General features: G+C 45.6%; 22 protein-coding genes. 16 read left to right on the forward strand and 6 right to left on the reverse strand.

The window, feature by feature from the left end:
* Positions 1-101: 101 nt before the first annotated feature.
* From L6442_RS04425 to L6442_RS04440, 4 genes are all read left to right on the forward strand, one after another.
* Entirely contained in the window at positions 102-1,475 is a 1,374-nt protein-coding gene (locus L6442_RS04425) for an SIR2 family protein (protein WP_212980351.1), read from the forward strand.
* The gene (locus L6442_RS04430; RefSeq protein ID WP_212980350.1) at positions 1,459-3,540 is read left to right on the forward strand and encodes an ATP-binding protein; all 2,082 of its coding nucleotides are present in this window, start codon (positions 1,459-1,461) and stop codon (positions 3,538-3,540) included. The genes L6442_RS04425 and L6442_RS04430 overlap by 17 nt, the downstream gene beginning before the upstream one ends.
* Positions 3,541-3,617: 77 nt before the next feature.
* Positions 3,618-3,902, forward strand: coding sequence for a hypothetical protein (locus L6442_RS04435; RefSeq protein WP_212980349.1), 285 nt, complete (start codon positions 3,618-3,620; stop codon positions 3,900-3,902).
* 328 nt (positions 3,903-4,230) lie between these two features.
* Positions 4,231-4,788 (forward strand): uracil-DNA glycosylase family protein, encoded by a 558-nt coding sequence (locus L6442_RS04440; protein ID WP_237100207.1) that lies wholly within the window; start codon positions 4,231-4,233, stop codon positions 4,786-4,788.
* Between the two features lie 328 nt (positions 4,789-5,116).
* On the opposite strand, the gene L6442_RS04445 is transcribed toward L6442_RS04440, so the two are convergent.
* The gene (locus L6442_RS04445) at positions 5,117-5,293 is read right to left on the reverse strand and encodes a hypothetical protein (RefSeq protein WP_212980348.1); all 177 of its coding nucleotides are present in this window, start codon (positions 5,291-5,293) and stop codon (positions 5,117-5,119) included.
* Between the two features lie 92 nt (positions 5,294-5,385).
* Between L6442_RS04445 and L6442_RS04450 the strand changes: the two genes are divergently transcribed.
* The gene (locus tag L6442_RS04450) at positions 5,386-5,691 is read left to right on the forward strand and encodes a hypothetical protein (protein WP_212980347.1); all 306 of its coding nucleotides are present in this window, start codon (positions 5,386-5,388) and stop codon (positions 5,689-5,691) included.
* A 295-nt stretch (positions 5,692-5,986) separates the two neighbouring features.
* Here L6442_RS04450 and L6442_RS04455 read toward each other — a convergent pair whose 3' ends face one another.
* The gene (locus L6442_RS04455; RefSeq protein WP_212980346.1) at positions 5,987-8,872 is read right to left on the reverse strand and encodes an S-layer homology domain-containing protein; all 2,886 of its coding nucleotides are present in this window, start codon (positions 8,870-8,872) and stop codon (positions 5,987-5,989) included.
* Between the two features lie 715 nt (positions 8,873-9,587).
* Here L6442_RS04455 and L6442_RS04460 point away from each other — a divergent pair.
* Entirely contained in the window at positions 9,588-9,968 is a 381-nt protein-coding gene (locus L6442_RS04460) for a hypothetical protein (protein ID WP_212980345.1), read from the forward strand.
* 186 nt (positions 9,969-10,154) lie between these two features.
* Here the strand turns inward: L6442_RS04460 and L6442_RS04465 are convergent, their stop codons facing one another.
* Both L6442_RS04465 and L6442_RS04470 read right to left on the reverse strand, forming a co-directional pair.
* A complete protein-coding gene (locus L6442_RS04465) occupies positions 10,155-11,093 on the reverse strand; it encodes a hypothetical protein (protein WP_212980344.1) in 939 nt (312 codons plus the stop codon).
* Positions 11,094-11,353: 260 nt separating this feature from the next.
* A complete protein-coding gene (locus L6442_RS04470; protein WP_212980343.1) occupies positions 11,354-12,022 on the reverse strand; it encodes a DUF1129 family protein in 669 nt (222 codons plus the stop codon).
* Between the two features lie 611 nt (positions 12,023-12,633).
* Between L6442_RS04470 and L6442_RS04475 the strand changes: the two genes are divergently transcribed.
* Together L6442_RS04475 and L6442_RS04480 are read left to right on the forward strand one after the other, a co-directional pair.
* Positions 12,634-13,464 carry an alpha/beta hydrolase gene (locus L6442_RS04475; RefSeq protein WP_212980342.1) on the forward strand — a complete coding sequence of 277 codons (831 nt, stop codon included), beginning with the start codon at positions 12,634-12,636 and terminating at the stop codon, positions 13,462-13,464.
* Between the two features lie 160 nt (positions 13,465-13,624).
* Positions 13,625-14,407 (forward strand): DODA-type extradiol aromatic ring-opening family dioxygenase, encoded by a 783-nt coding sequence (locus tag L6442_RS04480; protein ID WP_212980341.1) that lies wholly within the window; start codon positions 13,625-13,627, stop codon positions 14,405-14,407.
* Positions 14,408-14,739: 332 nt separating this feature from the next.
* On the opposite strand, the gene L6442_RS04485 is transcribed toward L6442_RS04480, so the two are convergent.
* Positions 14,740-15,276, reverse strand: coding sequence for a DoxX family protein (locus L6442_RS04485; protein ID WP_212980340.1), 537 nt, complete (start codon positions 15,274-15,276; stop codon positions 14,740-14,742).
* A gap of 347 nt (positions 15,277-15,623) precedes the next feature.
* Here L6442_RS04485 and L6442_RS04490 point away from each other — a divergent pair, with 347 nt between their 5' ends.
* From L6442_RS04490 to L6442_RS04510, 5 genes are all read left to right on the forward strand, one after another.
* The gene (locus tag L6442_RS04490; RefSeq protein ID WP_237100358.1) at positions 15,624-16,739 is read left to right on the forward strand and encodes a DUF3048 domain-containing protein; all 1,116 of its coding nucleotides are present in this window, start codon (positions 15,624-15,626) and stop codon (positions 16,737-16,739) included.
* A gap of 240 nt (positions 16,740-16,979) precedes the next feature.
* Positions 16,980-17,594, forward strand: a complete 615-nt coding sequence (locus L6442_RS04495; RefSeq protein WP_212980339.1) for a DUF47 domain-containing protein — start codon at positions 16,980-16,982, stop codon at positions 17,592-17,594.
* A 15-nt stretch (positions 17,595-17,609) separates the two neighbouring features.
* Complete coding sequence (locus tag L6442_RS04500) at positions 17,610-18,599, forward strand: inorganic phosphate transporter (protein WP_212980338.1); 990 nt, start codon at positions 17,610-17,612, stop codon at positions 18,597-18,599.
* A 168-nt stretch (positions 18,600-18,767) separates the two neighbouring features.
* Positions 18,768-19,727, forward strand: a complete 960-nt coding sequence (corA, locus tag L6442_RS04505; protein ID WP_212980337.1) for a magnesium/cobalt transporter CorA — start codon at positions 18,768-18,770, stop codon at positions 19,725-19,727.
* Positions 19,728-20,210: 483 nt separating this feature from the next.
* A complete protein-coding gene (locus tag L6442_RS04510) occupies positions 20,211-20,438 on the forward strand; it encodes a hypothetical protein (RefSeq protein ID WP_237100208.1) in 228 nt (75 codons plus the stop codon).
* 138 nt (positions 20,439-20,576) lie between these two features.
* Here L6442_RS04510 and L6442_RS04515 read toward each other — a convergent pair whose 3' ends face one another.
* Positions 20,577-21,122 (reverse strand): hypothetical protein, encoded by a 546-nt coding sequence (locus L6442_RS04515; protein ID WP_212980336.1) that lies wholly within the window; start codon positions 21,120-21,122, stop codon positions 20,577-20,579.
* 692 nt (positions 21,123-21,814) lie between these two features.
* On the opposite strand from L6442_RS04515, the gene L6442_RS04520 reads away from it, so the two are divergent.
* The 3 genes from L6442_RS04520 to L6442_RS04530 all read left to right on the forward strand — a co-directional run bounded on the left by L6442_RS04520 (position 21,815) and on the right by L6442_RS04530 (position 23,891).
* Entirely contained in the window at positions 21,815-22,105 is a 291-nt protein-coding gene (locus L6442_RS04520) for a YerC/YecD family TrpR-related protein (protein ID WP_194234128.1), read from the forward strand.
* Between the two features lie 3 nt (positions 22,106-22,108).
* Positions 22,109-22,876, forward strand: coding sequence for a sirohydrochlorin chelatase (locus tag L6442_RS04525; RefSeq protein ID WP_212980335.1), 768 nt, complete (start codon positions 22,109-22,111; stop codon positions 22,874-22,876).
* A gap of 133 nt (positions 22,877-23,009) precedes the next feature.
* Complete coding sequence (locus tag L6442_RS04530) at positions 23,010-23,891, forward strand: diacylglycerol kinase (protein ID WP_212980334.1); 882 nt, start codon at positions 23,010-23,012, stop codon at positions 23,889-23,891.
* Positions 23,892-24,239: the final 348 nt, after the last annotated feature.

Raw genomic sequence — 24,239 nt, forward strand, 5'->3', positions numbered from 1 at the left:
TATGATTTAGAGAAATTACTAGAATTTACTGAACTTGAATATCTCGACAAGTGAGCTGGTAGAAAAGTAGACTGCTTTCGGCTGAGGGGGGGATTTGGATTATGGAGAATTTGAAAAATACAACTAATTGGGATCACGAACACATATTGAAGGTGAATAGATCCATTTCTACATATGTTGCTAAGGAAGAGATAATAGAGGAGAAGGTAAGGAAACGAATAGAGCCATGGTTGTCAGCGATTTTTCAAAGCGAGCATCTATCTGTTTTGCTGGGCGCAGGGTTAACGACCGCAGTAACTTCTATTGCTTCTCTGCCCTCCCAAGGTATGTGGAGGATTGATTTTGAAGGAGTTTATAAAGAACATATTAAGGCTTACGCAGATAAAAAGGCTGCTAAAAGCGACAGAGGTAAAGCTAACTTGGAAGATGATTTAAGAACTGCTTTTGAATTATTAGCTGGTTTGCAAATCGCTGGGCATGAAGTGGATGCCCTTCAACTAAAGACAAGTATAGAGTCAGCATTATCTGAATTTATTTCAGCAATATTAAAAACTGAGGAACAATTTAAAGAAGCACTTGAAGCCAATTTTAAAAAATTTGATATAGAGATGATGTTTGATGATAAGTACGAGAGTAGAGCAGAACAAGAAAAACTAGATTATCAAAAGAAGGCGGAAGAAGCTTTAAGCTATCTAAAGTCATTCCTTACAAGTTTCGCAAGTCGAACTGCCAGTAGAGATCGCCTTAACATTTTCACTACGAATTATGATCGATTTATAGAGTATGCATGTGATATGGCGGGTATCTTACTGTTGGATCGCTTTATGGGGAAAATTTCTCCAATTATGCGTTCAACCAAACTTGAATTAGATTATCATTACAATCCGCCAGGTATTAGAGGAGAACCACGCTATGTTGAAGGTGTAGCACGGTTAACAAAAATGCATGGTTCAATTGACTGGAAGTTTCAGGGGAAGAAGGTTGTAAGAGAACCATTACAATTTGGGGCTTCAGGCTTTATGAATGAATCAACAGAAGCAGTAGTTATTTACCCTAACTCTTCCAAGGATATTGAAACTGATTTTTTTCCATACGCGGACATGTTTCGAGATTTTTCTGCTGCGCTTTGTCGTCCTAACTCTGCACTTGTTGTTTATGGCTACAGTTTTGGTGATTCCCATATAAATCGGATCATTGAAGACATGTTAACACTTCCTTCAACTCACTTAGTTATCATTGCATATGAAGATAGCGCGAAGCGGATAAAACGTTTCTATGAGAAGCATAACCCTGCGCAGATTACTTTATTAATTGGCAGTCATTTTAGTGACTTAAAGAACCTAGTTGATTACTATTTGCCAAAAGCTGCAATCGACAAGATTTCTGTTAAAGCGCATGAACTGAAGGAACGTCGTGGAGATAAAGAACCGCAAAACAAAAGTGGGGAAGGTGGATTTGATGAATGGGATTCCTGATTTTGATTTTCTTCGTGATTTTACAATTGGTACAGTCGAATTTGTCAGTCCATCAACAATTAGAGTGAAATTAGATTTCAATACACCGGCAAACACTGCTATTAATGCTGGTTTTCCAGTATCTTTTCCTAAAATAAACGGATTTGTCCTTGTTCCTAATGAAGTCGGGGCAGTAGTCGGGATGATATCCTGGATTGGCGTTGAAAATTCAATTTATCCAAAAAGAACAGGATTAAAAGATTTTGATTTAATCGACTTACCATTTCCTCAAAGGAAAATGCAAGTTAATTTACTAGGGACTCTAAAAACAAAACGAGACGGAACGTTTGAATTCGAAAGAGGTGTTTATCAATTTCCTTCCGTGGGGGATGTCGTTTCTATTCCTACGAATGAGGAAATGGAGGCAATTGTTGAAAATAGAGAAAGGAACGCCAATGTTGTTATTGGCACAGCCCCAATAGCAGGTAATGTTCCCGTAAAGATAAACCCAGATACTCTTTTTGGTAGACATGTTGCTGTTTTAGGTAATACGGGGAGCGGAAAATCCTGTTCAGTGGCCGGATTGGTTCGTTGGTCAATTGAGACTGCCAAAAATAACAATAAAAAATCAGGGCCACTAAATGCTCGTTTCATTGTTTTTGACCCAAATGGAGAATACTCAGAAACTTTTGATTCTTTAGGGGAACCAAGGAAATTTAAGGTGAGTATAGGCGAGAATTTACTTCATGAAAGCACCCAACTTCAAGTACCAGCCTGGATGTGGAACAGTTATGAATGGAGTTCGATTTCACAAGCAAGTGGAAAAATGCAGCGGCCGATACTTAGGCGTGCTTTGAGAGAATTACGAAATGGCGGTGCGATCTCAAATGATATCTTTAAAGCGAGGCAAGAACTAACAAGCTATCATATAGCTCTTAAAAATCATGTTGCCAGAGGCTACGACATTCTGTCTGATAAGAATGAGCGTACAGCATTCGGGAAAAGGCTGCTTATGTTTAAAAATGATTTTGAGCATATGATAACTCTATATAGTCACCTTTCTGAAGTTGTTGCTGGATTAGGAAAGATCCTTTGGAAAATTGGGGAAATAATTAATAAGTGTTCCAACTCATTTGTTAAAAATGGAGAAACAATTCCATATTTTGAGAGTATCTCGAGGGCTGAATTTGACAGTCTAATTGCTAATATGCAGGAAGTACTAGATTCATGGGGAGGTGAAGTAGAATATGAAGGTCCCAACGAGGACACGCCTGTCGAGTTTGATCTTAATCAATTAACTACACAGATTGCACAAATATCTAAAGAACAAAATGCGATACAGTTTGTAGATTATTTGATTATGCGTATTCAAACGATGATGTCAGATATCAAAATGTCATCTATTATCAATCACAAGAGTGAAATAACTTTATCTGAATGGTTAGAAACATATATTGGCGGTGATCAAGGAAGGGATAGCGAGGTAATGGTCATTGACTTATCACTTGTTCCATCTGAAATTATACACCTGATCGTTGCTGTAATGTCTCGGATTATTTTTGAATCATTGCAACGATATCGAAGAAAATATGGGAAGCCATTGCCGACAGTCATGGTTCTAGAAGAAGCGCATCATTTTATCAGTCGGTATGTGCAAAATACGGAAGAGTTGTCGCCAGCGTCTATGTGTACACAAACTTTCGAGAGAGTTGCCCGCGAAGGAAGAAAGTTTGGTCTTGGACTGATTATTTCTTCTCAGAGACCATCTGAACTATCTCCAACGGTGCTTTCGCAATGTAATACATTCCTACTGCACCGAATTGTAAACGATCGTGACCAAGAATTAATCAAACATCTGGTACCCGATAATTTGGGAGAAATGCTAAATGAACTGCCCGTACTTCCAACAGGTAAGGCGTTATTGATTGGAGCGGCGTCTTCAATTCCGATTTTAGTCGAGATGACTCAATTAAAAGAGGAGGAACGTCCACATTCCTCAGATCCGGACTTTTGGGATGTGTGGACAGGGAATGTGGAACGAGAAGTCGACTGGAAAACCATAGCTAGAGAATGGCAGGTTGAATAAAAAGGTAAAATGGTAACTTAAAACGACATAATCGAATTTTGCGTTACTCTGAAAATTAACTTGAGGAGGGCAAAGGAATGGAGAGTAAAAGAAAACTTACTAATGAAGAATGTAGGGAAATCGAAGGGCTTATCAATAATGCAATTACGGCGATCAATAAAGAAGCAGCTGCTCCATTTATTAAACGCTTAGAATTTATGAGAGAAACATTAACCATAGAAGCTCCACAGAAAAATATTTTTGCTGAACTTGTAGCATATACAAAAGCAGCTTCGGGACAAGTGAAGGAAAAGGAGCACTGGATTAGCGCAGTCAACCAAAGTCTTTATAAGTTGAATTTTTTTGAATATTACGGTGTGTAAGAATCACCTTTCAGGTGAGTAAAGAGCTAGACCCCTAGCTGCGTATAAGTGTGTCTCCATTTTCAAAGTAAATTCCTATATGGGTGGCGATACTGGAAGAGAGAAGAGAATGGGCTGCCCCGGTGTCGATGACTAATGATCAATTGTCAGAGAGCACCCTTTATAGCGAATAGTCATAGAGGGTTGCCGCAGGTTATCTATTCAATCCACATGATATCGGCTCCTATAGAATGGAGGCTTTCTCAGCTCGATTGCAATTTGTTCTTCATCTGCAATACTGTTGTCTTTGCATTTTAGTAGCTCTTTCGTCGCCTCAGAGGGATTTTGGATGGATCGAACAATAGTAACCTCATCAACGTATCCTACGTATGAAAATCGAGAATTTCTAGTAGAACGTATTGATCAGGATCGATCGAACCTCTTGCCACTGCATAAAATTCACCCCGTTCATAAGAATAATTCATCTTTAAAAATTATATTTTTATGCGGTACCCGGGAGACCCTTCAGCTTGGCATGATGGAAGCGGGTATTGATATACACTCGGTTTACGTCACCTATTTGCTTATACGCCGCCCAATCCGTGCTTATAATAAGCCTGCAACCCGAGCGGCATGTCTTCACCATCTACAATTACAGCTTCTTCAGAAGCAGCCGTCGGTACTATTTGGTTTTGGGAATGTCGTCTCGGAAGCTTTGTTCCCCCAGAAGGAGGATGCCACTGTCAAGGCGTTGCGAGGAAACTGGCACGAGTTTGAGCGTATACCGATCAGATTCACCTATCATCCGCTTGCTGTAAGAAGGAGATCCAATTTACTAAGGTTCTTCGTCGAGGATTTGAAAGCTTTGAAGGAGAAGTGGGAGGGAGGAGCAACGCTGGAAAAGTAATTGCTCATTTCCTTCATATTTGGTCAATGAACCCTCCGAAAATTTCATCGGTTTTTAACACCAGGGTTTTTTCCAATATCCACTATAAGGGGTGCACTCTAAATATCGGGGGGTTCTTCGCCAGATACTTTGATGTTCTTTTGCATCGACGGATTGTCAAGTCAAGGTGCTTTTCTGAGAAAGATTCGTGAGCAGTCTTTCACTCTAGGCATTTCGTAGTCTGTGATTTATGAGATCTATTGTAAAATGGCCTTTCCGTAACCAATTTGTTCGCCCATTTTTTCTGATTCAATTTCGTTTTTTTCGATCCAATACTTTGTCTCACTTTCTAATCTTGATATTCTTCCAACAACTCAATTGCAAACTTAAGATCATAAATTTGATTTCTCATTTTGGCGACTGTTGTAACCATTACATCAACTTTCCTTTGACTGAATTGTTCTACTTCAAATTCCTGATCTCGCAACTCATCCTTTAATAAGCGTAGTGCAAATTCTCCAGACATTTTTTACTCTATTAAATGAGACCAAATACCCAAGTATATATTTACATAATATGGTATTGTATACTTATATTATTAAAGGAGGAATTGTATTAATGAACATCAAATCTTTAGCTATAGGTGCTTTAGTAGGTGTGTCTATGATATTTGGAAGTGTGAATGTGAGTGCTTCACCTGTTAATACAGACTCCGTTTCTCCTTTGGCGAATACAAATCAAAAACTAAACCTGCGCATAGGTGACCGTTACGATTTTCATGGTACTGTCACCATGATTTCTAATCCGCAGAGAGCAATCCTTATTGAACAAGGCCGGATAGTTAAGGGAATACAACCAGGAAAAGCTACAGTTAGTGTGAATTCCAATGGAACATATATTTACTATGACATTTGGGTTGATTGATAATAAAGTAGGAACTTTTTGTATTTGATGTTTTTTTCTTTGCTATCCCTTGATATAGTGGAACCGGCTTTTTATGTCCCTACAGATGTACTCATTGGGAAAGTTATCTATGCACTGGTTGGCATGGTAATGATGTTGATCGCTATTATGTCAAAGAAGCAGAAGAATAGCTGTTAGATCGGCTAGACCTGCTGAAAATACTCAATAAGCAAAAGGACTGGATAACATCATCCAGCCCTTTTTCCATCTTCCTATCCTTTTCTTCTCTTGAAAATTCTCTTGAAAAAACTCAGGCTCAAAGCTGCAAATAAAGCCGGTACAGCATCCGGGCAGCTTCCCCGCGCGTGACAGCCTCGCGGGCTTTAATCTGTTTATCGGCAGGAACATCGATCAGACGCTGCTTTACTGCCAAAGACATGGTTGGTTTGGCCCAATTGGATATGGTCTGTTTGTCTACGAATTGATTCAGGTAATCCTCCGGATTGGAAGGGTAAAAATAGTGTTTCTTTTCGTGCAGGTATCTTGCCCCGATTGCGGTCATTTCTTCCCGGGAAATCGTACGATCCGGTTTGAATGTGCCGTCAGGATAACCTTCGACGATATGTTTTTTTTCGGACGAAGCGATAAATGGATGATGCCACTGCGGCGGCTCCACGTCTGAAAAGCTCTCTGTCGCTGTTTCGTCCAAAGCGTAAAAGGCTCTTACAAGCATAGCCGTGAACTCGGCGCGGGTGAGCAGGGAATCGGGCTCGAAACCGCCTTTGTCTTTCCCGGTAACGATTCCTTTGGAGCCCAAGAAGTGTACGGCTTGCTGTAACTCCGGATCTTGACCGTCAACGTCGGGGAATGATTTGGAATTTTCGCTCACGAAATATGTTCCGCTGCGGCTGATTTCCGCTTCCATGCCGTTTTTGGATGGATTGAACTTTCCGCCGATCGGCTGCGTGCTGCTCCCATTTTGATAGAACACGCTGATATTTGTGGCGTCCGGCTGATTTGTGGGCAGAATAAGCCCGATATTGCTTGGAACGTTTGGAAGCTCCTGACCTTGCTCATTAAAAAATTGTACGCGATATCCGTCATTATTTTCTTTCACCAGATGAATCTCAATCACGGGGAATGATTGAAACAGGCGATCTGTTGTCGCAACATTCAGCACCAGCTTCGCATCCCCCGCATAAACGGTTATATAGTCGATATCCTTCCGGCCGACCAAGCCATTTTTATAAAGCTTGAATGTATATTCATTTTGATTGGGCTCGGTCACGATTTCCGCATTCACAATCAGTTCTCGCACAAGTGTGATTTTATTCTCCGATAATGTCTGCTTTACAGTTGACTTTACCTTGGACGCATTGCCAGCTAAGCGGTCAACCACATCGGACGTTATAACGAACTGGCCGTTAACCGGAGTCAGTTTGTCGATGCTTGCGGCTGTGATCACAAGTTCTCCCGCTTGCGTCAGCCCCTCCACAATAAAGGGCTTTTGTCTGTCAGTGTCGGTAATTGCCCGGACGGCCGTGAAATACGTATTGGACAGCGTGCTTCCATCAATGACATACAACCAAAAGTAGGCGGTCTCGTCTGGGGCACCGGCTCTGGTTGCAGTTGCCCGCACAATGGTCTGTCCGGATTTATTCGCTGTTACGACCGGTACGCCATTCACCTTCGATAAGGTTCCAATGCTCGGATCATCAACGGTGTACGTGATTGTCGTCCCGGGAAGCACATTGCTTGCGGCAATGATCTGTCGTTCCCCAGGCTGCAGCATCGTGATAAACGGAAAAATATTTATTTCCGGCGATGTTCTTATGGCTGGTCGAGCTTTTTCCTCAGAGGGATTACCTGCTGTTTTGTTTGTTTTTGCCTCAGGAGGATTGCCTGCTGCTCTGTTTGTTGACTCCGAAGAATTACCTGTCGGCTTGTTTGTCTCGGAAGAATTACCCGCCGGCTTGCTTGTTGTTTCATTACCCGCTGGTTTACTTGTTGTTCCTGTAGAATTACTTGTTGGTATGTCTGTTGTTCCGGAACGATTACCGGATTCTTCCGTTATTTCAGAAGGATTGCCGGTTGGTTTGGTACCGGGAATGCCAACTGACGTGTCTTTCGTGAAGACAACAAGCTTCGGCAAGTTGGAAGAATCCTTCCAGGCCCACAAGGTCTGATCCTTTTTCAATACATAATTCCTTCTTGAATTAAACCCCTGGTGATACACGGAGGCGATATTTGCAAGCCCGGAATACACTTGCTCATTCCCCACTGACCAGAGCTGGTCATCCGTTTTTAAAGCATAAGTGGTATCGATATTCGGATCTTTCACACCGGAGTCTAACTGGACGATACCTCGCGCACCCGTTGCTTTATGTAGTTGAACCGAAATACTCTCAGCGTCATATGTTCGCCAAAACCAGACCGTGCCATCTTGTTTGTAGGCATAGTTGATCATATCGCCCGGCTCGATGTTGACGATATTTGCAAGTCCTGTGATCTGCTCTGGATCTTTGTTTTTAGAACGGTTTTGCGGAAGAAACCAACTTGTTCTCCATTTCCAAACGGAACCGTCTTTTTTAACTGCGTAAGCAACACCGTTTGCAGATTTTAAGGATATGACATCATCAAGAAGCTTGGTTGGTTTTGAGGCCGACGAGGATTTTTTCAGTTTACTTCCCCAACTCCAAACTGAACCGTCCGCTTTTAATACAAACAAGGTTTTATAATTATTGCTGACGAAAAAATCAGCGACGAATGAAGTTACGTTGTTTAAATCTTTAATGGGTGTTGGAGCATCCGCAGGCCGAAGATAATCACCTTTTTTGGAATCCCAATACCATACGGTGCCGTCTTTTTTTAGCGCAACATAGTTGGTTATAAGTCTATTGTTCCGTTCCTTCGCCTCGAACTCGATCTGTTTCACGTCCTGCATGCCCGAAATTTTCGTCAGCTTGGCTTGATAGAATGAATCGGAATCATTAGGTGGATAATCATAGAAGTTCCAGGCCCATAGGGTTCCATCTTTTTTTGCCAATAGCATATTCTCATTAAGAATGTCGTAATCTTCGCCGATGCGTGTATAATGCTGTTCGCTAACCGTATTCGCATCATTCTCCTTGGCTTGCACGATACCTGAATAGGCGGTGAGAATGAGCATCATACTGAGCAGCACTGCCATTAATCGTTTCATGGTCGACCTCCACTAAAATTTTTTTTGTTCGTCTCGTGGTTCTTCTTCTCTGATCTTGAATGGTAAGCCGCTGGGCTGTCTTTGTTTTTCAAGCGGGTCCCCTCACTCTTTCTCTTTCTATTAATTCACATAAGGATTTTACAAAAATCCCAAAAGCGACTTCAATTAAGCAATGTATAGATCGAAACGATTTCGTTCGTCTATATATTGGACCCGAGAGCGTCTATATAAGTTGAACTAAAGAAAATGGAATAGGCAAGAGGGTTCAATCCCCTAAAGAAGATCACTTTAGAATATTGAACCTAGGGGAAATGATTCTGAGAAGCGGCAGCGTTCGCCTTTGTGAGCGGATTTCGACCATGAATGAGTTGTAATCATAGAAATCCGTGAACAACAGCGATTCAAGAAGAACATTTCACCCGGCTGCCTCCATCCATTTAAAGTAAATGGTTCAACTTATATAGAATCGAATTTGAAAAATCCTATCATTATAGTTTAATCGGTTAAAAGAGGTTTGGATTTCATTTTCACCAAATTATCATAATATAGTGGCTGGGCCACAAAAAAACCAATCATTTAAGATACTTCTCTTTTTTGAAAGGTGAACTTATTGAGGTAGACCATATGTTCATTTAGATAATGTTGAACTGAATAGAATAGCAAAGTATCTGGATGAAAAAGGTGTTACCATAAGAAAAGGAATGGGGGACTAAAATTGGGGAGATATGTTTCCGTTAGAGGATGGATTGAATGTGAAGAAAATGATATTGAGAAGATAAAAGAGATAAATAACCTCTTTTTTAAAAATTATTCTGAATATGAATTAGATCTTGATAAGCGTAAACTGTATCAATCAGGATGGAATTTTCCAAAATCGATTATGAATTGGACGGCGTATGTTTTTTATGGGGCAGACATACGAGAGTATCACTCAGATTTTATTAAGAAGCAGCTGGATGAAATAGCAAAATTAAACTCAGATCTAACTGGGTATTTTTTGATTGATGATCATGATGGTGAAAAGAAAATGTGCTGGCAAATATTTGGTGGAAAATTAGTTGAAACAAAGCAAGGGGAAGTACTGTTTAATCAGTGATTTGCAGGAAGGTTTAAACCAGGGAACCGCAAGTAATGCTTTAATATTTGAAGATTACATTGAAAAAAAGTATGCATTGATATTTTTTTCAACTTATTCTAAAACCCTTACTACAAAAAGCCCACGCACCCTTCCCTTAAAGCATAGGAAGAGGAGCGGTAGGGCTTTTTTCGTCGGATCTAGAAATCACGCACCCGAAACGCTTTTTCTATATTTCTCGACGTCAGGCGTCAGCGTATCGTTGTTTTTCTTCAGTACGTCCAGGAAACCTTTTAGCGTTTTCAGGTAACCGCTTTTGCTTGGATCGCCTTTGCTGACGGCGGCTGCGAGAGCTGATTTGGCTTTGGGGTCGATTTTTTTGGTGTCATAATCGAATAATGGCGTGTTATTGAGACCGTGTAGGGAAACGTTCAAGTACTGCTGGTATAATTCCTTGACCTGGGCGGCGCGGTTGGATTTCGGGAAGGACTTTAGGAACTTCTCCTGCGCCAGTGCGCGTTTGGTGACTTCCGTCCAGCCGATGGACAAGGCGGCGTCATTCGCAAACGGGTTTTTCGTTTCGGCCGTCATGATGTCGATGTAGCTTTGAATGTCGGCGGTAACAAATGAACGGACCTTTTGATATCGCGGGTAATCCAGTACCAGGTAGAACATGCCCTCCGAGGTTTCCAGGCGGTAACCGCTGTCGCGGGCGCTTGTGAGCAGGGATTTCAGGCTTTTGTCGCTTGTTTTGCGGATAAGAGTTGTCAGGTCATCTCCGGATTTCATCAGCTTCATAAGTTTGCTTTGTACGCTGTCTTTGAAAAATTTGTTGTTCCAAGCATCCAGATTTGCTTTTTCCGCATTTTCGAGCTTTAAGAGCATCGTAGTGGCTTGGGCAGGCGTTGCCTGGCGTATGTTCTTTTCCAGATAGCTGACGGCTTCAGCCTGTTTGGCCGGGGATTTGAGCAAACTCAACATATGATTATATACATCATTGGAATGGGATTTGACGGTGGAGGCCGTCGATGCTGCCGCAGTCGATGTACCAGCTTTCGCACCAGCGGCGTAAATCGCTCCGGGTCCTGCTTGTAAACTAATAACGGCTGCAAGAAGGACTGCCGCGGCGGATTGGGCCAATTTCATAAACATGCACCTCCGAATAATGCTGAAATGTAGTTCGAATTGTTACTATATTATGTGATACCTTATTGCCTTTGCAAATATTGCCTGCGCATTAAGTCAATTTCATAATAGATTACAAGCAGCAATTTGCATTATGAAATTGACTTTATTTGCGCACATTTTATCGTAGAACCCCTGAATAGCCTTCCAACAAAAAAACATCTTTGGCTGCGTCTTATCGCATTTCGGCACAAAGATGTTTTGTAATTCCTGACTTGAAGTTATGATCTGGATCTGCGCAAAAAGATAAACCGGAGCCCGAGAATGCCGACAGCGCATAATATGAGGCTGATCCATGGCGATACTGTAAAAACGGGCAGCATATTGCGCAGCGAATAGCCGATCACCATGACGATGACCATGACGATCAGGTAGATACCGATAGCCTTTAGGTTAATTCCCGGCTTCTTGTTGTCCGAATCCTGCAGTTTGGCGAGCGGCTTCATGATGAGTTCTGTCAATCCAATCGAGCCGACAGCCACCAGGATGATCGCCAGCAGGCTGATCTGGTTGAGCGAACTGCTGTCGTAACCCGCAAACTTCGCCCACAAACCGATGACCGCTTCCACCAGAAATAAAATGGTCAAGGCGGCCCAGGCAATCATGATGTAATAGCGGGCACCTTCAACAGGTTGAATGGAAGGCAGCGATTCGACGACCGACCGCGCATAAGCCTCGGCATCTCCGCCGAATAATGCCGATGCGGATGTTCCTTTTTGCTGCGCTTCGAGTACCTCCCTCGCCAGCTCCAGCAGCCGCTCTTCGCCTTGATGGCGGTCTACCCGGCTGTCGCGCACATAAACGACGATATCCTCAAAAAAATCCCTGTTCGCCGGAGTCATCTGCTCCCGCAGCCGGTTGTTCTCTTGTATCATTTGTCTTGTTGTCATATCCGTTCCTCCGTACAACAAGTATAGGAACAGCTTCGGCCGAATTCAAGGCCCGGGAACCGCTTATTCCTCGTAAAAGAGCTGCTCGTAATGGAGGATCACATAGATCACAGCCCAAATAACGCCTGCGATAAGTATCCAGGGCAGGGGATGTTCGATGATATGAGAGATCCATTGTCGCCACATATTCCTTATCCCTTTCTTTAACGGTTCTGACCGTAGTTTCTGCCAAGCTCCCCCGTTTCATACCTCCGCCGTGGATTTCCTAACAACCATATGGTTTTGGATTGACACCTTAGAACCTGGGGTGTTAATATGTATTTCAAATCAATATCTTACTAAATTTATCGGAATTATATGTTAAAGGACTTTTAGTAACTTCAAGATATATTATGGGCTCACCATAATAATGAGTGTTTTGAAGTAGCGGAGGGGACGGAATCGATTCAAGAAATTTGGAGACAACAGTGATCGGAAGAATGATCCGTAACCGTAGTGGCCAACTCGTATGCAATGTCAAGAACTAATTTCAGCATTGAGCCACATTATCCGCGAATATTTCGGTTTGAAAATATGAATAGAAGTTATGAATAAAAGGAGGAACGAAGGAGATGGAAAGAGCTATAACGATTCGCCACGGTCAGGAGGAATTGACTGCGAGCTTGCATTATCCGGTGCAACCGGAAGGGGAAAACGGCCGCTGCGGGGAGCGGGCTCCGCTAATCGTGATTTGCCATGGTTTTGTCGGGAGCCGGGTCGGCGTAGACCGCCTGTTCGTGAAGACGGCCCGCGAGCTGGCAGGAGAAGGCTACATGGTGCTGCGTTTTGATTACGCCGGCTGCGGCGAAAGCAGCGGGACTTACGGGAAAGAGGGGCTGGAATCGATGATCGCCCAAACCAAGGCCGTGCTTGATTACGCACTGGAATGCGGCAATGTCGATCCTTCCCAAGTGACGCTGATCGGGCACAGCCTTGGCGGCGCGGTCGCCATTCTGACGGCGGTTCGCGACCGGAGAGTGAAAAACTTGATCTTGTGGTCGGCCGTGGGATATCCGCTGAACGATATTTTGAAAATCACGGGGCGCGAGGTTTATGATCATGCGGTCAAAACGGGTAGTTCCGATTACCTCGGTTTTGAATTTACGCCGGCATTTTTCGACTCGCTTGGCACATATCAGCCGTTTCAGGAGGCTGTGAAGTTTAGCGGCAATGTGCTGGTGATTCATGGGACGTCGGATGAGTCGATCCCGGTCGATTATGCGTTTTTGTATCAAAAAGTGTTCTGGATGCGTTCCGAGGGCCGCTGCGACAAGGAAATTATTTTTCAGGCAAATCATACCTATTCCTCGGGGCCGCATTGCGGGCAGCTTATCCACAGAACCAAAGAATGGCTAAACGAGCAAAAGACATTGCAGCAGGATTGGCAGCACTGGATGATTTAGGATTGCGAACGGAAATCCACTGCCTCTTTAGAGAGAGATGAGAATCCGCTTTGCCATGATGAAATAAATCCGGTGCCCTGCCGGCCGGGATTGGAATTATCTTTCCGTACACGGTAAAATATAAGTAGCAACTTATACTGGCGTGTGGAGGTTGACATCGATGACATTACCATCTCTATTTGTAGCGCACGGTTCACCTATGCTCGCTCTGGAAGATAACGGATACACTCGTTTTCTTGAGAATCTGGGGCAGGAACTTCCAACACCCGAGGCGATTGCGGTTTTCTCGGCACATTGGGATACTCCGGACCAGTCTTTCAGCGTGGATGAGTCACACGATACAATGCACGACTTTTACGGATTTCCCGAAGAAATGTACGAATTGCGCTATCCGGCTCCCGGCTCAGCCAAGCTTTCCCAGCGGATCGGGCAGCTTTTTGAGGCAGGCAATCTGCCGAATCAGCCGGTTCGCGGCCGTGGGCTTGATCATGGTGCTTGGGTTGTTTTGCAGAAAATGTACCCTGACGCCAACATTCCGGTTGTCGAGCTGTCGGTGGATTCCAGACGTTCACCGGCGGAACAATATGCCATTGGCGCCATGCTGACAGAGCTTCGCAGGCAAGATGTACTGATCGTCGGGAGCGGCGGGCTTGTGCATAATCTCCGCTTGATCGGCCAGTCTGGCGGCGAAGCCGATCCATGGGCCGTCGAGTTCGATGATTGGGTCACCGAGCAGCTGGAAAGCTGGAAGATAAACGAGTTGTTCGAATATGCCAAAAAAGCTCCCCATGCCCGTCAAGCGGTTCCATCTTACGGATCGGAGCACTTCATCCCTTTGTTTTATGCGATGGGAGCGGCCGATGACGACCGCCAGGCTAAACGGCTGTTTCAAGATTATCAATACGGCAATCTAAGCCTCAACTGCTGGATGTTCGGCTCCTGAGTTGAATCATTAAATATTTGAAGAAGCCGCCTCAATTTGAGGCGGCTTCTGTGTCTAACGGGAACTTTTGTGCACAGGCATTCTCTAATATTCTGTTATCGCCGCTTCCTACGGTTATTTTTCGAAAAAGGGCCGGCCAATCGCATTGCGGGCAGCACCGGCGTACGGCGCGGTGTTGCATGACGGAGGTCAACCACCTAAAAAAAGAACCGCACCGCCAACTGTCAGTTTTAACGACCAACGGTTGGGATACAGTTCAAGTTCTCTACATTTATCTCAGTATGGTTTCTACTCTCTAGAGTTCTCTTTATTCTCTTTTTATCTACGCATTTTTACGCAGCGCCTTTGGTTTTTGGCAATCCACCATGTGGAAGTGGAGCATTGCCATGGCCTTTTTTATGGAAAAGGCTGCGGAGGTAAGGCATTACCCAACGGTCAAGCCCGATGCGACCGGCATTAGCGGCAGCGACGACTACGAAAATTTCAAGCAGCAGCATTTGCGCGTTGGTGCTTACGGTTCCCGAGAAGAGGAAGGCGAAGTTCATCACCATACCCATCAAGGCCGCGAAGGTTGTGAAGCAGCCCAGGATGAGTCCGAGTCCAACCAGCGTCTCGCCGAGCGGGATCAGTACGTTGAACAGTTTCACGCCAGGCATTGCGCCATGCTCCAGGAATGCAGCCCACCAGCCTTGTACGGCCGGGTGATCGCCGCCGGCTTTCGCGATTGCTCCTTGCAGGAAGCCTCCCGCATCAAATCCGCCTGTCAATTTTCCAATACCAGCCGTGAACCAGGTATATCCAAGGTAGATCCGAACCACCGTCAATAACCACATCGCCGTTTTGTTGTTTCTCAGCCAATTGTTGAACATAATAATCCACTCCTAAAATCAATTTTTTGGGTATTTTCAGAAGCTCTTGGTGTCAGGTTATCTTGCTGTTAGCTTCCGGTTTGTTTTTTTAAGTGATGATCATCTCTTTCATGTCTTTATTATATGTGAAATATTTCACAACACATGTGATTTTAATCACAATTTTAAATAAAATTTTTATAAAAATTTTTCCCATGTCTCTTTTGCCGCTAATATCCAGGAATAGCAAGGACAATGGCGAATTTTTATGGTTAAATGGGAAGAAAAGGAATTGGGAGAGGGATGACAGGATACATGGCTTGCAGCTTGCAATGCCTATAAGGAACAAGGGGGATTATCGATATATGATGAATAGGAACAGGTACATAGGTAAGAATAAGCTCTGGTTTAAATTGGGAAGCGGGATGATATGCCTTGCCGTATGCGGCTCGCTGTTGGCTGCCTGCGGACAGCAAAAAGCGGAAGCGCCGCAGCCGCCGGTTGTGGAGGAACAGACCCCGCCGGAGGAGCCTACGCAGGACGAACCGATTCAATCGGGTGAACAGCAGGGTGCTTATACCTCGTCTTTGACCGGCTTACCAGTGGATAAACCTGTTACACAGCGCCCGCTATCCGTGATGATCAATAATGCGCCTGCCGCACGGCCGCAGTCCGGGCTTACGCAGGCGGATATCGTATATGAAGTGCTGGCTGAAGGCGGCATAACACGTTTGATCGGCATTTTTCAAAGCAAGGGCAGCAATGAGAAAATCGGTCCGATCCGCAGCATCCGCCCTTATTTAATCGACATCGGGGAAAGCTACGGCGGCGTGCTGGTCCACGCAGGGGGCAGCAACGACGCGTATGCGATTTTGCAGAAGCAGCATAAGGAGGACCTCGATGAAATCGGCAATGCCGGGGCATACTTCTGGAGAGACAAAACGCGCAAAGCTCCGCATAACCTATATTCGGATGCAGACAAGCTCAGGGAGGGCGCTGACAAGCGCGGATACAAAAAGGATGTAAACATACCTGGCTATACATTCCGGGCCGAGGATGACCTTCCAGAGGGCGAGGATGCTTCAGGTGTCGATATTACATTTTTACTGAAAAGCTACAAAGTGACGTACCAATATAACGTAGAAAAAAAGACGTATCTGCGCTCGATCAACGGCAAACCCCATATCGACCTGAATACGGGAGAGCAGTTGTCCGCCACGAATGTCGTGGTATTAGGCGCCAACCATAAAACGTTGGACGATGTGGGGCGGCTGGCCGTGAATCTTACCTCCGGCGGGGACGCCATCCTGCTTCAGCGGGGAAAGGCCATCAAAGGAAAATGGGCTCGCGCCAAAAACGACGTCATCCGTTTCGTCAAAGACGGAAAGGAAATGCCTTTATATCCGGGTACCACATATTTCAACATCGTGCCGAATGCTCCGTCATTCGACAGCCACGTCAACCTTCTTCATCAGAAGGGCTAAATTTCATAGGAGAAATGCTGAATTTCATATGGAAATCCTGGAAGGGTTACATCCAAGCCTTGGATAATTTTGCGCAAGATTGGGTATTTTAAGACATAAATCGCGCTAAGGTTTTACAATCCGTTTAAAATAGAGAGGAGTTGCCTTTACAAAATACGTCGCGGGTTGATAAGATAACTAGGGTTGTCATTTTTCATGTTTTCACGCGTTCAAGGCAATTTTAAGTAAAGGGGTTATCGTATGAAATTGAAGAAAAAGGACATATTTTTCCAAACTCTGGAAAATATGGCCGATACGATTGTACAAGCTGCCGATTATTTCGCTCAGCATGTAGCCAATCTCCAGGATGTGCTTCTTTTTGCCAATGAAATGAAAAAGTTTGAGTCGCAGTGTGACGAATTTACACACACCATTATTACGGAACTCAACAAAACGTTTATTACGCCGCTCGAACGCGATGACATTATGGACCTGACAACCAGCATGGATGATGTTATGGATGGGCTGGAGGCCTGCGCTTCCCGTTTTGACATGTATCATCTGCCGAACTCCGATGAGTATATCGTACAATTTGCGGAAATTTTGAGGCAATCGGCTTATGAGATCCAGAAGGCGATTCATTTGCTGTCCCAGAAAAAACTGCTCGCGATCCGCGAATATACGATTCGTCTGAACGACCTTGAGAATCAAGGGGACGATCTGCTCCGTATCTGCATTAAAGAGCTGTTCGCGAAGGTATCCGATCCGATCGAACTGATCAAACGTAAAGAAATTTACGAACGTCTCGAAACGACCACGGATAAATGTGAAGATGTGGCGAATTTGCTGGAATCGATCATTATGAGCAACTCGTAAGGGGTTTAACAAGACATGGAGACATCATTATTCGTATTAGGCATTGTCATCTTCCTTGCGCTGGCGTTTGACTTTATTAACGGTTTCCATGATACGGCCAATGCGATCGCAACATCCGTTTCGACACGTGCCCTGAAGCCGCGGACGGCGATTATTCTGGCAGCGGTGATGAACTTTATCGGCGCGATCCTGTTTACGGGCGTGGCGAAGAAAATCGGCGGAAGCGTAGCAGACCCGTCAACGCTTGACAACGGGATAGAGGTGGTTATTGCCACGCTGCTTGCGGCGATTATTTGGAATCTGTTGACCTGGTGGCTGGGTATACCTTCCTCCTCTTCACATGCATTGATCGGTGCTTTGGCCGGTGCGGTGTTCGTGGGAGCCGGTTCGGACCATGTCAAATGGAGCGGCTTCGTGGAAATTGTGGAAGGACTTTTGTTATCTCCGCTTATCGCGTTTGTGATGGGTTATATTATCATGACGATTCTCAAATGGATATTTGGGAGAATGAGTCCGCATACCGTCAACAAAGGTTTCCGTACGATGCAGATCATTACGGCTGCGGCGCAGTCTTTTACGCATGGTACGAATGACGCGCAAAAGGCAATGGGGATTATCACCTTTGCACTCGTCACCTCTGGTCATCTGAAAGATCTTGAAGTCCCGTTGTGGGTCAAAATTGCGGCGGCGACCTCGATGGCGCTCGGCACCTCTATTGGCGGCTGGAAGATTATCAAGACCATGGGTACGAAAATATTCAAAATCGAGCCGATCAACGGCTTTGCCGCTGATTTCACATCGGCAACCGTTATCTTCGGCGCAACTTTGCTGCATTTGCCCGTCAGCACAACCCATGCGGTGACATCCGCAATTCTCGGCGTCGGCAGCGCAAAGCGTTTCTCCGAAGTGAAATGGTCGCTGGCCGGACGGATCGTGATGACTTGGTTTATTACCATTCCGATCTCCGCTATACTGGCAGGCATTATTTATAAGATATTATTTTAGATAGATTAGACAGAGTAGACAGATAAATAGGATAAGAAGTGGGGGCCAATCGATATTAGGTTGGCTTTTTTGTATGCAGAAAAAGGGGGGATTTCGAATCGAGTTGCTTATACTGTACAATGAAGGGACTAACTTCATCCCGAGCTGAAAGGAGAACATGATTGAGCGATGATACGCACGCTGGCGATAACCCATTCGCATGAGGTGGTGACAGGCATTCCCTTGGAGAAGATTCAAATGGACAATTATGCCTGGATATGGGTTGATTTTAATGCGCCTACACCAGATGAATCCGAACTATTAACTACATATTTTCATTTTCATCCGCTGGCGGTGGAGGACTGCTTGCATGTGCTGCAGCGTCCGAAACTGGATTATTACGACGAGCTGCAATTTTTCGTTCTGCATGCGCTTGATCCGGGTACGCTGCATGTAGAGGAAGTTGATTTATTTCTGAGCCAGCATATGATCGTATCCTTCCACAGCCAAGAACTGGAGGAAGTGGATGAGGCATGGTTGGAAATCATACAGCATGTTCATGACCGCAAAATCTGGGCGCGCGGGCCGTCCTATTGCGCCTACAACGTGATGGACAAGCTGGTGGATAAATATTTTCCAAGCGTATTCATGATTGAAGATGAGTTAGCGGAACTGGAGAGCAAGGGAAGCGTGAAATCGGTCGAGGATCTGATGAACCAGGTGTTTGATCTGCGCGGACGCCTTTTGAAGCTGCGCCGGACGATCGTGCCGATGCGCGATTTGATGTACCGTGTCCTGAATTCCCAACATGTGCAAAGCAGTAACGAACATAAGGTGTATTTTGGCGATATCTATGATCATCTGCTGAAGCTGACCGACATGATTGAAGCGGACCGCGAAATGACGGCCGACCTTAGGGACAGCTACATCTCGCTGAACTCCAACCGGATGAACTCCATCATGAAGACACTGACCGTGATTACAACCATCTTCATGCCGCTGACGCTGATCGCGGGTATTTATGGGATGAACTTTACAAATATGCCGGAGCTCGGCTGGAAATACGCTTATCCGGTAGTGCTGCTGCTCATGTTCGGCCTAGCGGTCGGGATGGTATTGTGGTTTCTGCGCCGGGGCTGGTTCAAGTAGATTATTTTCATTGGGATTGGCCCCACTTTGTGGGGTTATTTTAAAATATAAGAAAGTATAAACTTCGCATATACTCTGGTCTTATATTTCTCGCAGAATCGCTTACCGGCCTGGAAAAGGACGCCGTAGGCGTTTCTTCTTGGTATGCGGATTTATAGCGGCCGCGAATGATGATCATACATTAGACCTAATTTTTTTAAAATGATAAGCTTGCGGCAGGAAGTTAAAAAAGGTTCAACATAATGATTAGTACTTTACAAGAAGCAAAGGTAGCGGAGGGGACGGAATCGATCTGAAGAAGCGGCAGCGTTCGCCTTTGTCTCCGAATTTCTACCTTTTTGGGAAATATAACCATAGAAATTTGGAGACAATAGCGATCGGAAGAACGATCCGGAGCCGCAGCGGTCAACTCGCATCGTATAAAGAACTAATTTGAGTTTTGAGCCTTAAAAAAGCCAGAGATTATCGGAAAGGTTGGGTTGTATGAAGGCGCATGCTGAGAAAGAACCAATGATTTTTGACATCCATGTGACGGAAGGAAGCCATTATGAGGTGGGAAAGCAGCGGGCAATCACGTTCAAAGAAAGTTATCCGGATGACATTGCCTATTTCATCAGTCCAATGGAGGGGCGTGATTATAACCATGGCATGCTTTTGATTTTGATGCTCCGGTGGGGCTCAAAGAGATCGTATGCGAATATGAAAATGTGAATATCGGCAATCCGGAACAATTTTGGCGGGAAATGTGAGCAGTTGAAAGAGGGGCATGATTGCCCCCCCTTCTCAGTTAAGTTATCGGTAAGAATAATTTTTTCGGGAAACGCATGGGGCGTTTCATATGTGCATGGCCTAACGCCGCTTTTTGCCGGATGATTTTTTGGATTTGCCGGACCGGGAAGCGGAGCTTTTGCGTTTACGGGAAGAGGATTTTTTACGGGAGGATCTTCTTCTGCGCCGCGGGCGGTACTCATCCATATCATCATCAGCGCTGTTGGTTTTGCCCTTGCCGAAAAAAAGCTTGAACATTGGCGCAACCTGCTGTACGCCGGTCATGACTTTCTGCACCTTGCCGATGGAATTGACGATACCGTCGATGCCGCCCATTCGCTCGATCAGGCCCTTGAGTTCACCGATATTGGCGAGAGAGAATCCCGTTTTTGCGGCTGCTGCAGCCGGTGCGGCTGCTGCTGCGGTAACTTCGGCCGCTCCCGTCAAGGCTTCGGCTCCAGCCAAAGCATCAGCGCCTCCCTGAAAAGGAACAAGTTCTGTGCCGGGCCCGGGGATGTCATAAGGGATACCCGGATAGGGGGAATAAGATGGATATGGGGAAAAAGGACCGCCATCCAGCGAGCGCCGATCATGGTGAGACTTGCGGTGGTAGTAATGCTGAGGCATGGGATATCACTTTCCTTTTTGGAATGGTTTAATATACTGTATGTCATAGGCGAACATAAGGTATAGGCGAATACCCGGTAGACAGGGATAGGAGCGGAATCGGGCGAATACCCATATGAGGGTGGATGCACAGAGGATGTTACTTATCAGGATATGGGCCCGGGAGAGGAGAGGTTCTTGCATTCATTTGTTTTATCAGGCTTTATCCAAAAAATAATAGACCATTCGATTTGCTGAAAGTAGCGTAATGACGGGCATTTTTCGTGCAAATCTGATTCACTGTTTTTTTGATTGCCCGTAATAAAATTTAATGCTGTAAATCTGTACATTAATGATGTGTTGGGGTATAATTAAAGCGTTTTCAAATCAAGGGCTTTTCAAGTGTCAGAATTGGCCTCCGATATCGGAATCCGCTTCATGTTGACCAATGCCGGCGCCATGCCCCCAATTAGTTTCGATGGGGAGGAAGTGCGTATTTGGCATATTCGACAGATTGAGTCTCGTTGTTCCGGTTTCTGCAGAGTCTGTTCAGAGAGGGGAGGGCGAGTGGTTTCGCGCCTGAAATCAAACCAGGATTTTCGGGATGCTCTTGGCCTGCAGCTCTGTAGTGCGTGAATTCGTTAACGCTTGAAAAGTGCATACCCGCTCGGGTACAATGAATATACATAGTAATAGTAGGGGATGATGATTCAGTGCAACTGAAGAAACTTAATGATAAAAGTATAGACCAATTATTCGAAGCGGTTTTAACGCTTAACAGTGTTGAAGAATGTTACGTGTTCTTCGATGATCTGTGCACCGTGAATGAAATCCAGTCTCTATCGCAGCGTCTGGAAGTTGCGCGCATGCTCGGCAAGGGCTGCACGTATAATCAGATCGAAGCGGAGACAGGCGCGAGCACTGCAACCATTTCCCGTGTGAAGCGTTGTTTGAATTATGGCAATGAGGGTTATAAAATGACGTTGGAACGTCTGGGACGATAAGAAATGAGCAAACGGGGCGTATTGGTAATCAGTCATGGCTCAAGGGAACAGGCTTGGGTCAATCTGGTCGATGACGCCATTCATCAGCTGCCGCTGCGGGGGGATATCCCTGTGGCGGCTTCGTTCTTGGAGATTGTTGAAGGGCGGCTGATTCAGGATGGCATCGATCAGCTTGAAAGCCAGGGGGTCACGGACATCCTGGTTATTCCGTTGTTCGTTTCCTCGGGGAGCACTCATGTGAATGAAATCGCATATGCGCTTGGCGTCATAGACGCGCCTTCCTTTGACAGCGACCTGTCGCCGTTTCGCGTTAACGCGCGAATTTATTACGGTTCTCCGATCGAGCAGGGGCCTTACGTAGCCGAAATGATCTGGGATAAAATAAAATCCGTTTCCCGGAAACCGGCGCAGGAAGCGCTTGTCCTGATCGGGCACGGCAGCAGCTATGACAGCTTCCGGCAGCGCTGGGAGCAGGGATTGTCGCAGTTAGCGGAAAAGGTAAGCAGACTTGGCGGCTTGGCCGCCTGCGATTATGCGTTGCTGCGGCCGGACAATGTGCGCGCCAAAGTGGAATACTGGCAAAAGGAACGCGGGATGCAGGTTATTGCAGCTCCGCTCTTTTTGAGTGCGGGGTATTTTACCCGCGAAGTGATCCCGAAACGGCTGGAAGGATTAAATTACCTGTATTCGGGTATGCCGCTGCTGCCGCATCCGCTTTTACCCTTGTGGATCGATCAGCAGGTTCAAAGCTGGTTAAAAGTTGGAAAATGAGCTATATTTCTTGTAGAGATGTTAATGGCTTTTCGGGAACGCGGCTGGGGATTGTCTTAATGGTTTCAGCCAGCACGTACCCGGAATATGGCAATCATCAGTGTGCAAATCCTAAAATAGGTGGCGTTGGGTAATGAAAAGAGCAAGATTAATTTATAATCCCACCTCAGGCCGGGAGGAGATGAGACGGCGTCTGCCGGACATCCTTCAGAGGCTTGACCAGGGCGGAATCGAAACCTCCTGCCATGCGACGATGGGCGAAGGCGATGCAACCGCCGAGGCGGCAGCGGCCGTGGAACGCGGGTACGACATGATTATCGCCGCAGGCGGCGACGGTACGCTGTACGAGGTAATCAACGGGATGGCCGGCAAAGAAAATGTGCCGCCGCTGGGCGTGTTCCCGTTAGGAACCACCAATGATTTTGCGCGCGGACTCGGCATTCCGAGGAATTGGGAGGACTACTGCGATCTGGTAATCCGGCAGCAGACCCGTCCTATTGACGTGGGAAAAGCGAATGACCGTTATTTTATCAATATTGCGGGCGGAGGGACATTAACGGAGCTGACTTACGATGTACCAAGCCGCCTCAAGACGATGATCGGGCAGCTCGCTTATTACATTAAGGGCATTGAAAAGATGGTCAGCCTGTCGCCGCAGGAATTGATCATTAACGCGGAGGGGCAGGATATCATTCATGATGAATTCATGATTTTCCTGATCACCAATACGAATTCGGTCGGCGGCTTCGAAAAGCTGGCGCCGGGAGCGCGGATCGATGACGGTCTGCTCGACGTGATTGCCCTCAAGAAATGCAACCTGGCGGAATTCGTGCGGGTGGTTACTCTCGCGCTGCGCGGCGAGCATTTTAACGACAAGCGGGTGATTTATTTCCGGACCCGTGCGATGGAAGTCACTTCCCCGGGCAAGGTGCTGCTCAACCTTGACGGCGAGCTGGGCGGAACGCTTCCAGGCCATTTTTCCGTGCTGCATCAGCATTTGAAAATTTTCGCATAGCATGATGAACTAATAAACATTCGGCAGGGCGTGAAGGCAGTTTACGGTGAAGATACTTTATACGGAAGGTTTTTTAGGAGTTGCAACAAAAGTTCTTCGGATTTTGCGACGAACGCTCCACATCAGATACTTGAAGATAGCGTCAAAGTTTATAAGTTCCCCCGGTGTTCATTGCGGAAGCAGTTGGCTTCGCTTTGAAAGTAAAAACGGCCCTAGCGGCCGTTGACCGATACATACCAGTCGTTCATGGAGGTTAAGATGTCCGCCCGCTGTTTTAGCGCGAAGTCGGGGCGGGAGCGGGACATCTTGATCTTTTTTTGCGTTGGGGCGATGTCTGGTATAATAGGA

It is taken from the genome of Paenibacillus azoreducens (assembly GCF_021654775.1).
GTDB lineage: Bacteria > Bacillota > Bacilli > Paenibacillales > Paenibacillaceae > Paenibacillus_AQ > Paenibacillus_AQ azoreducens.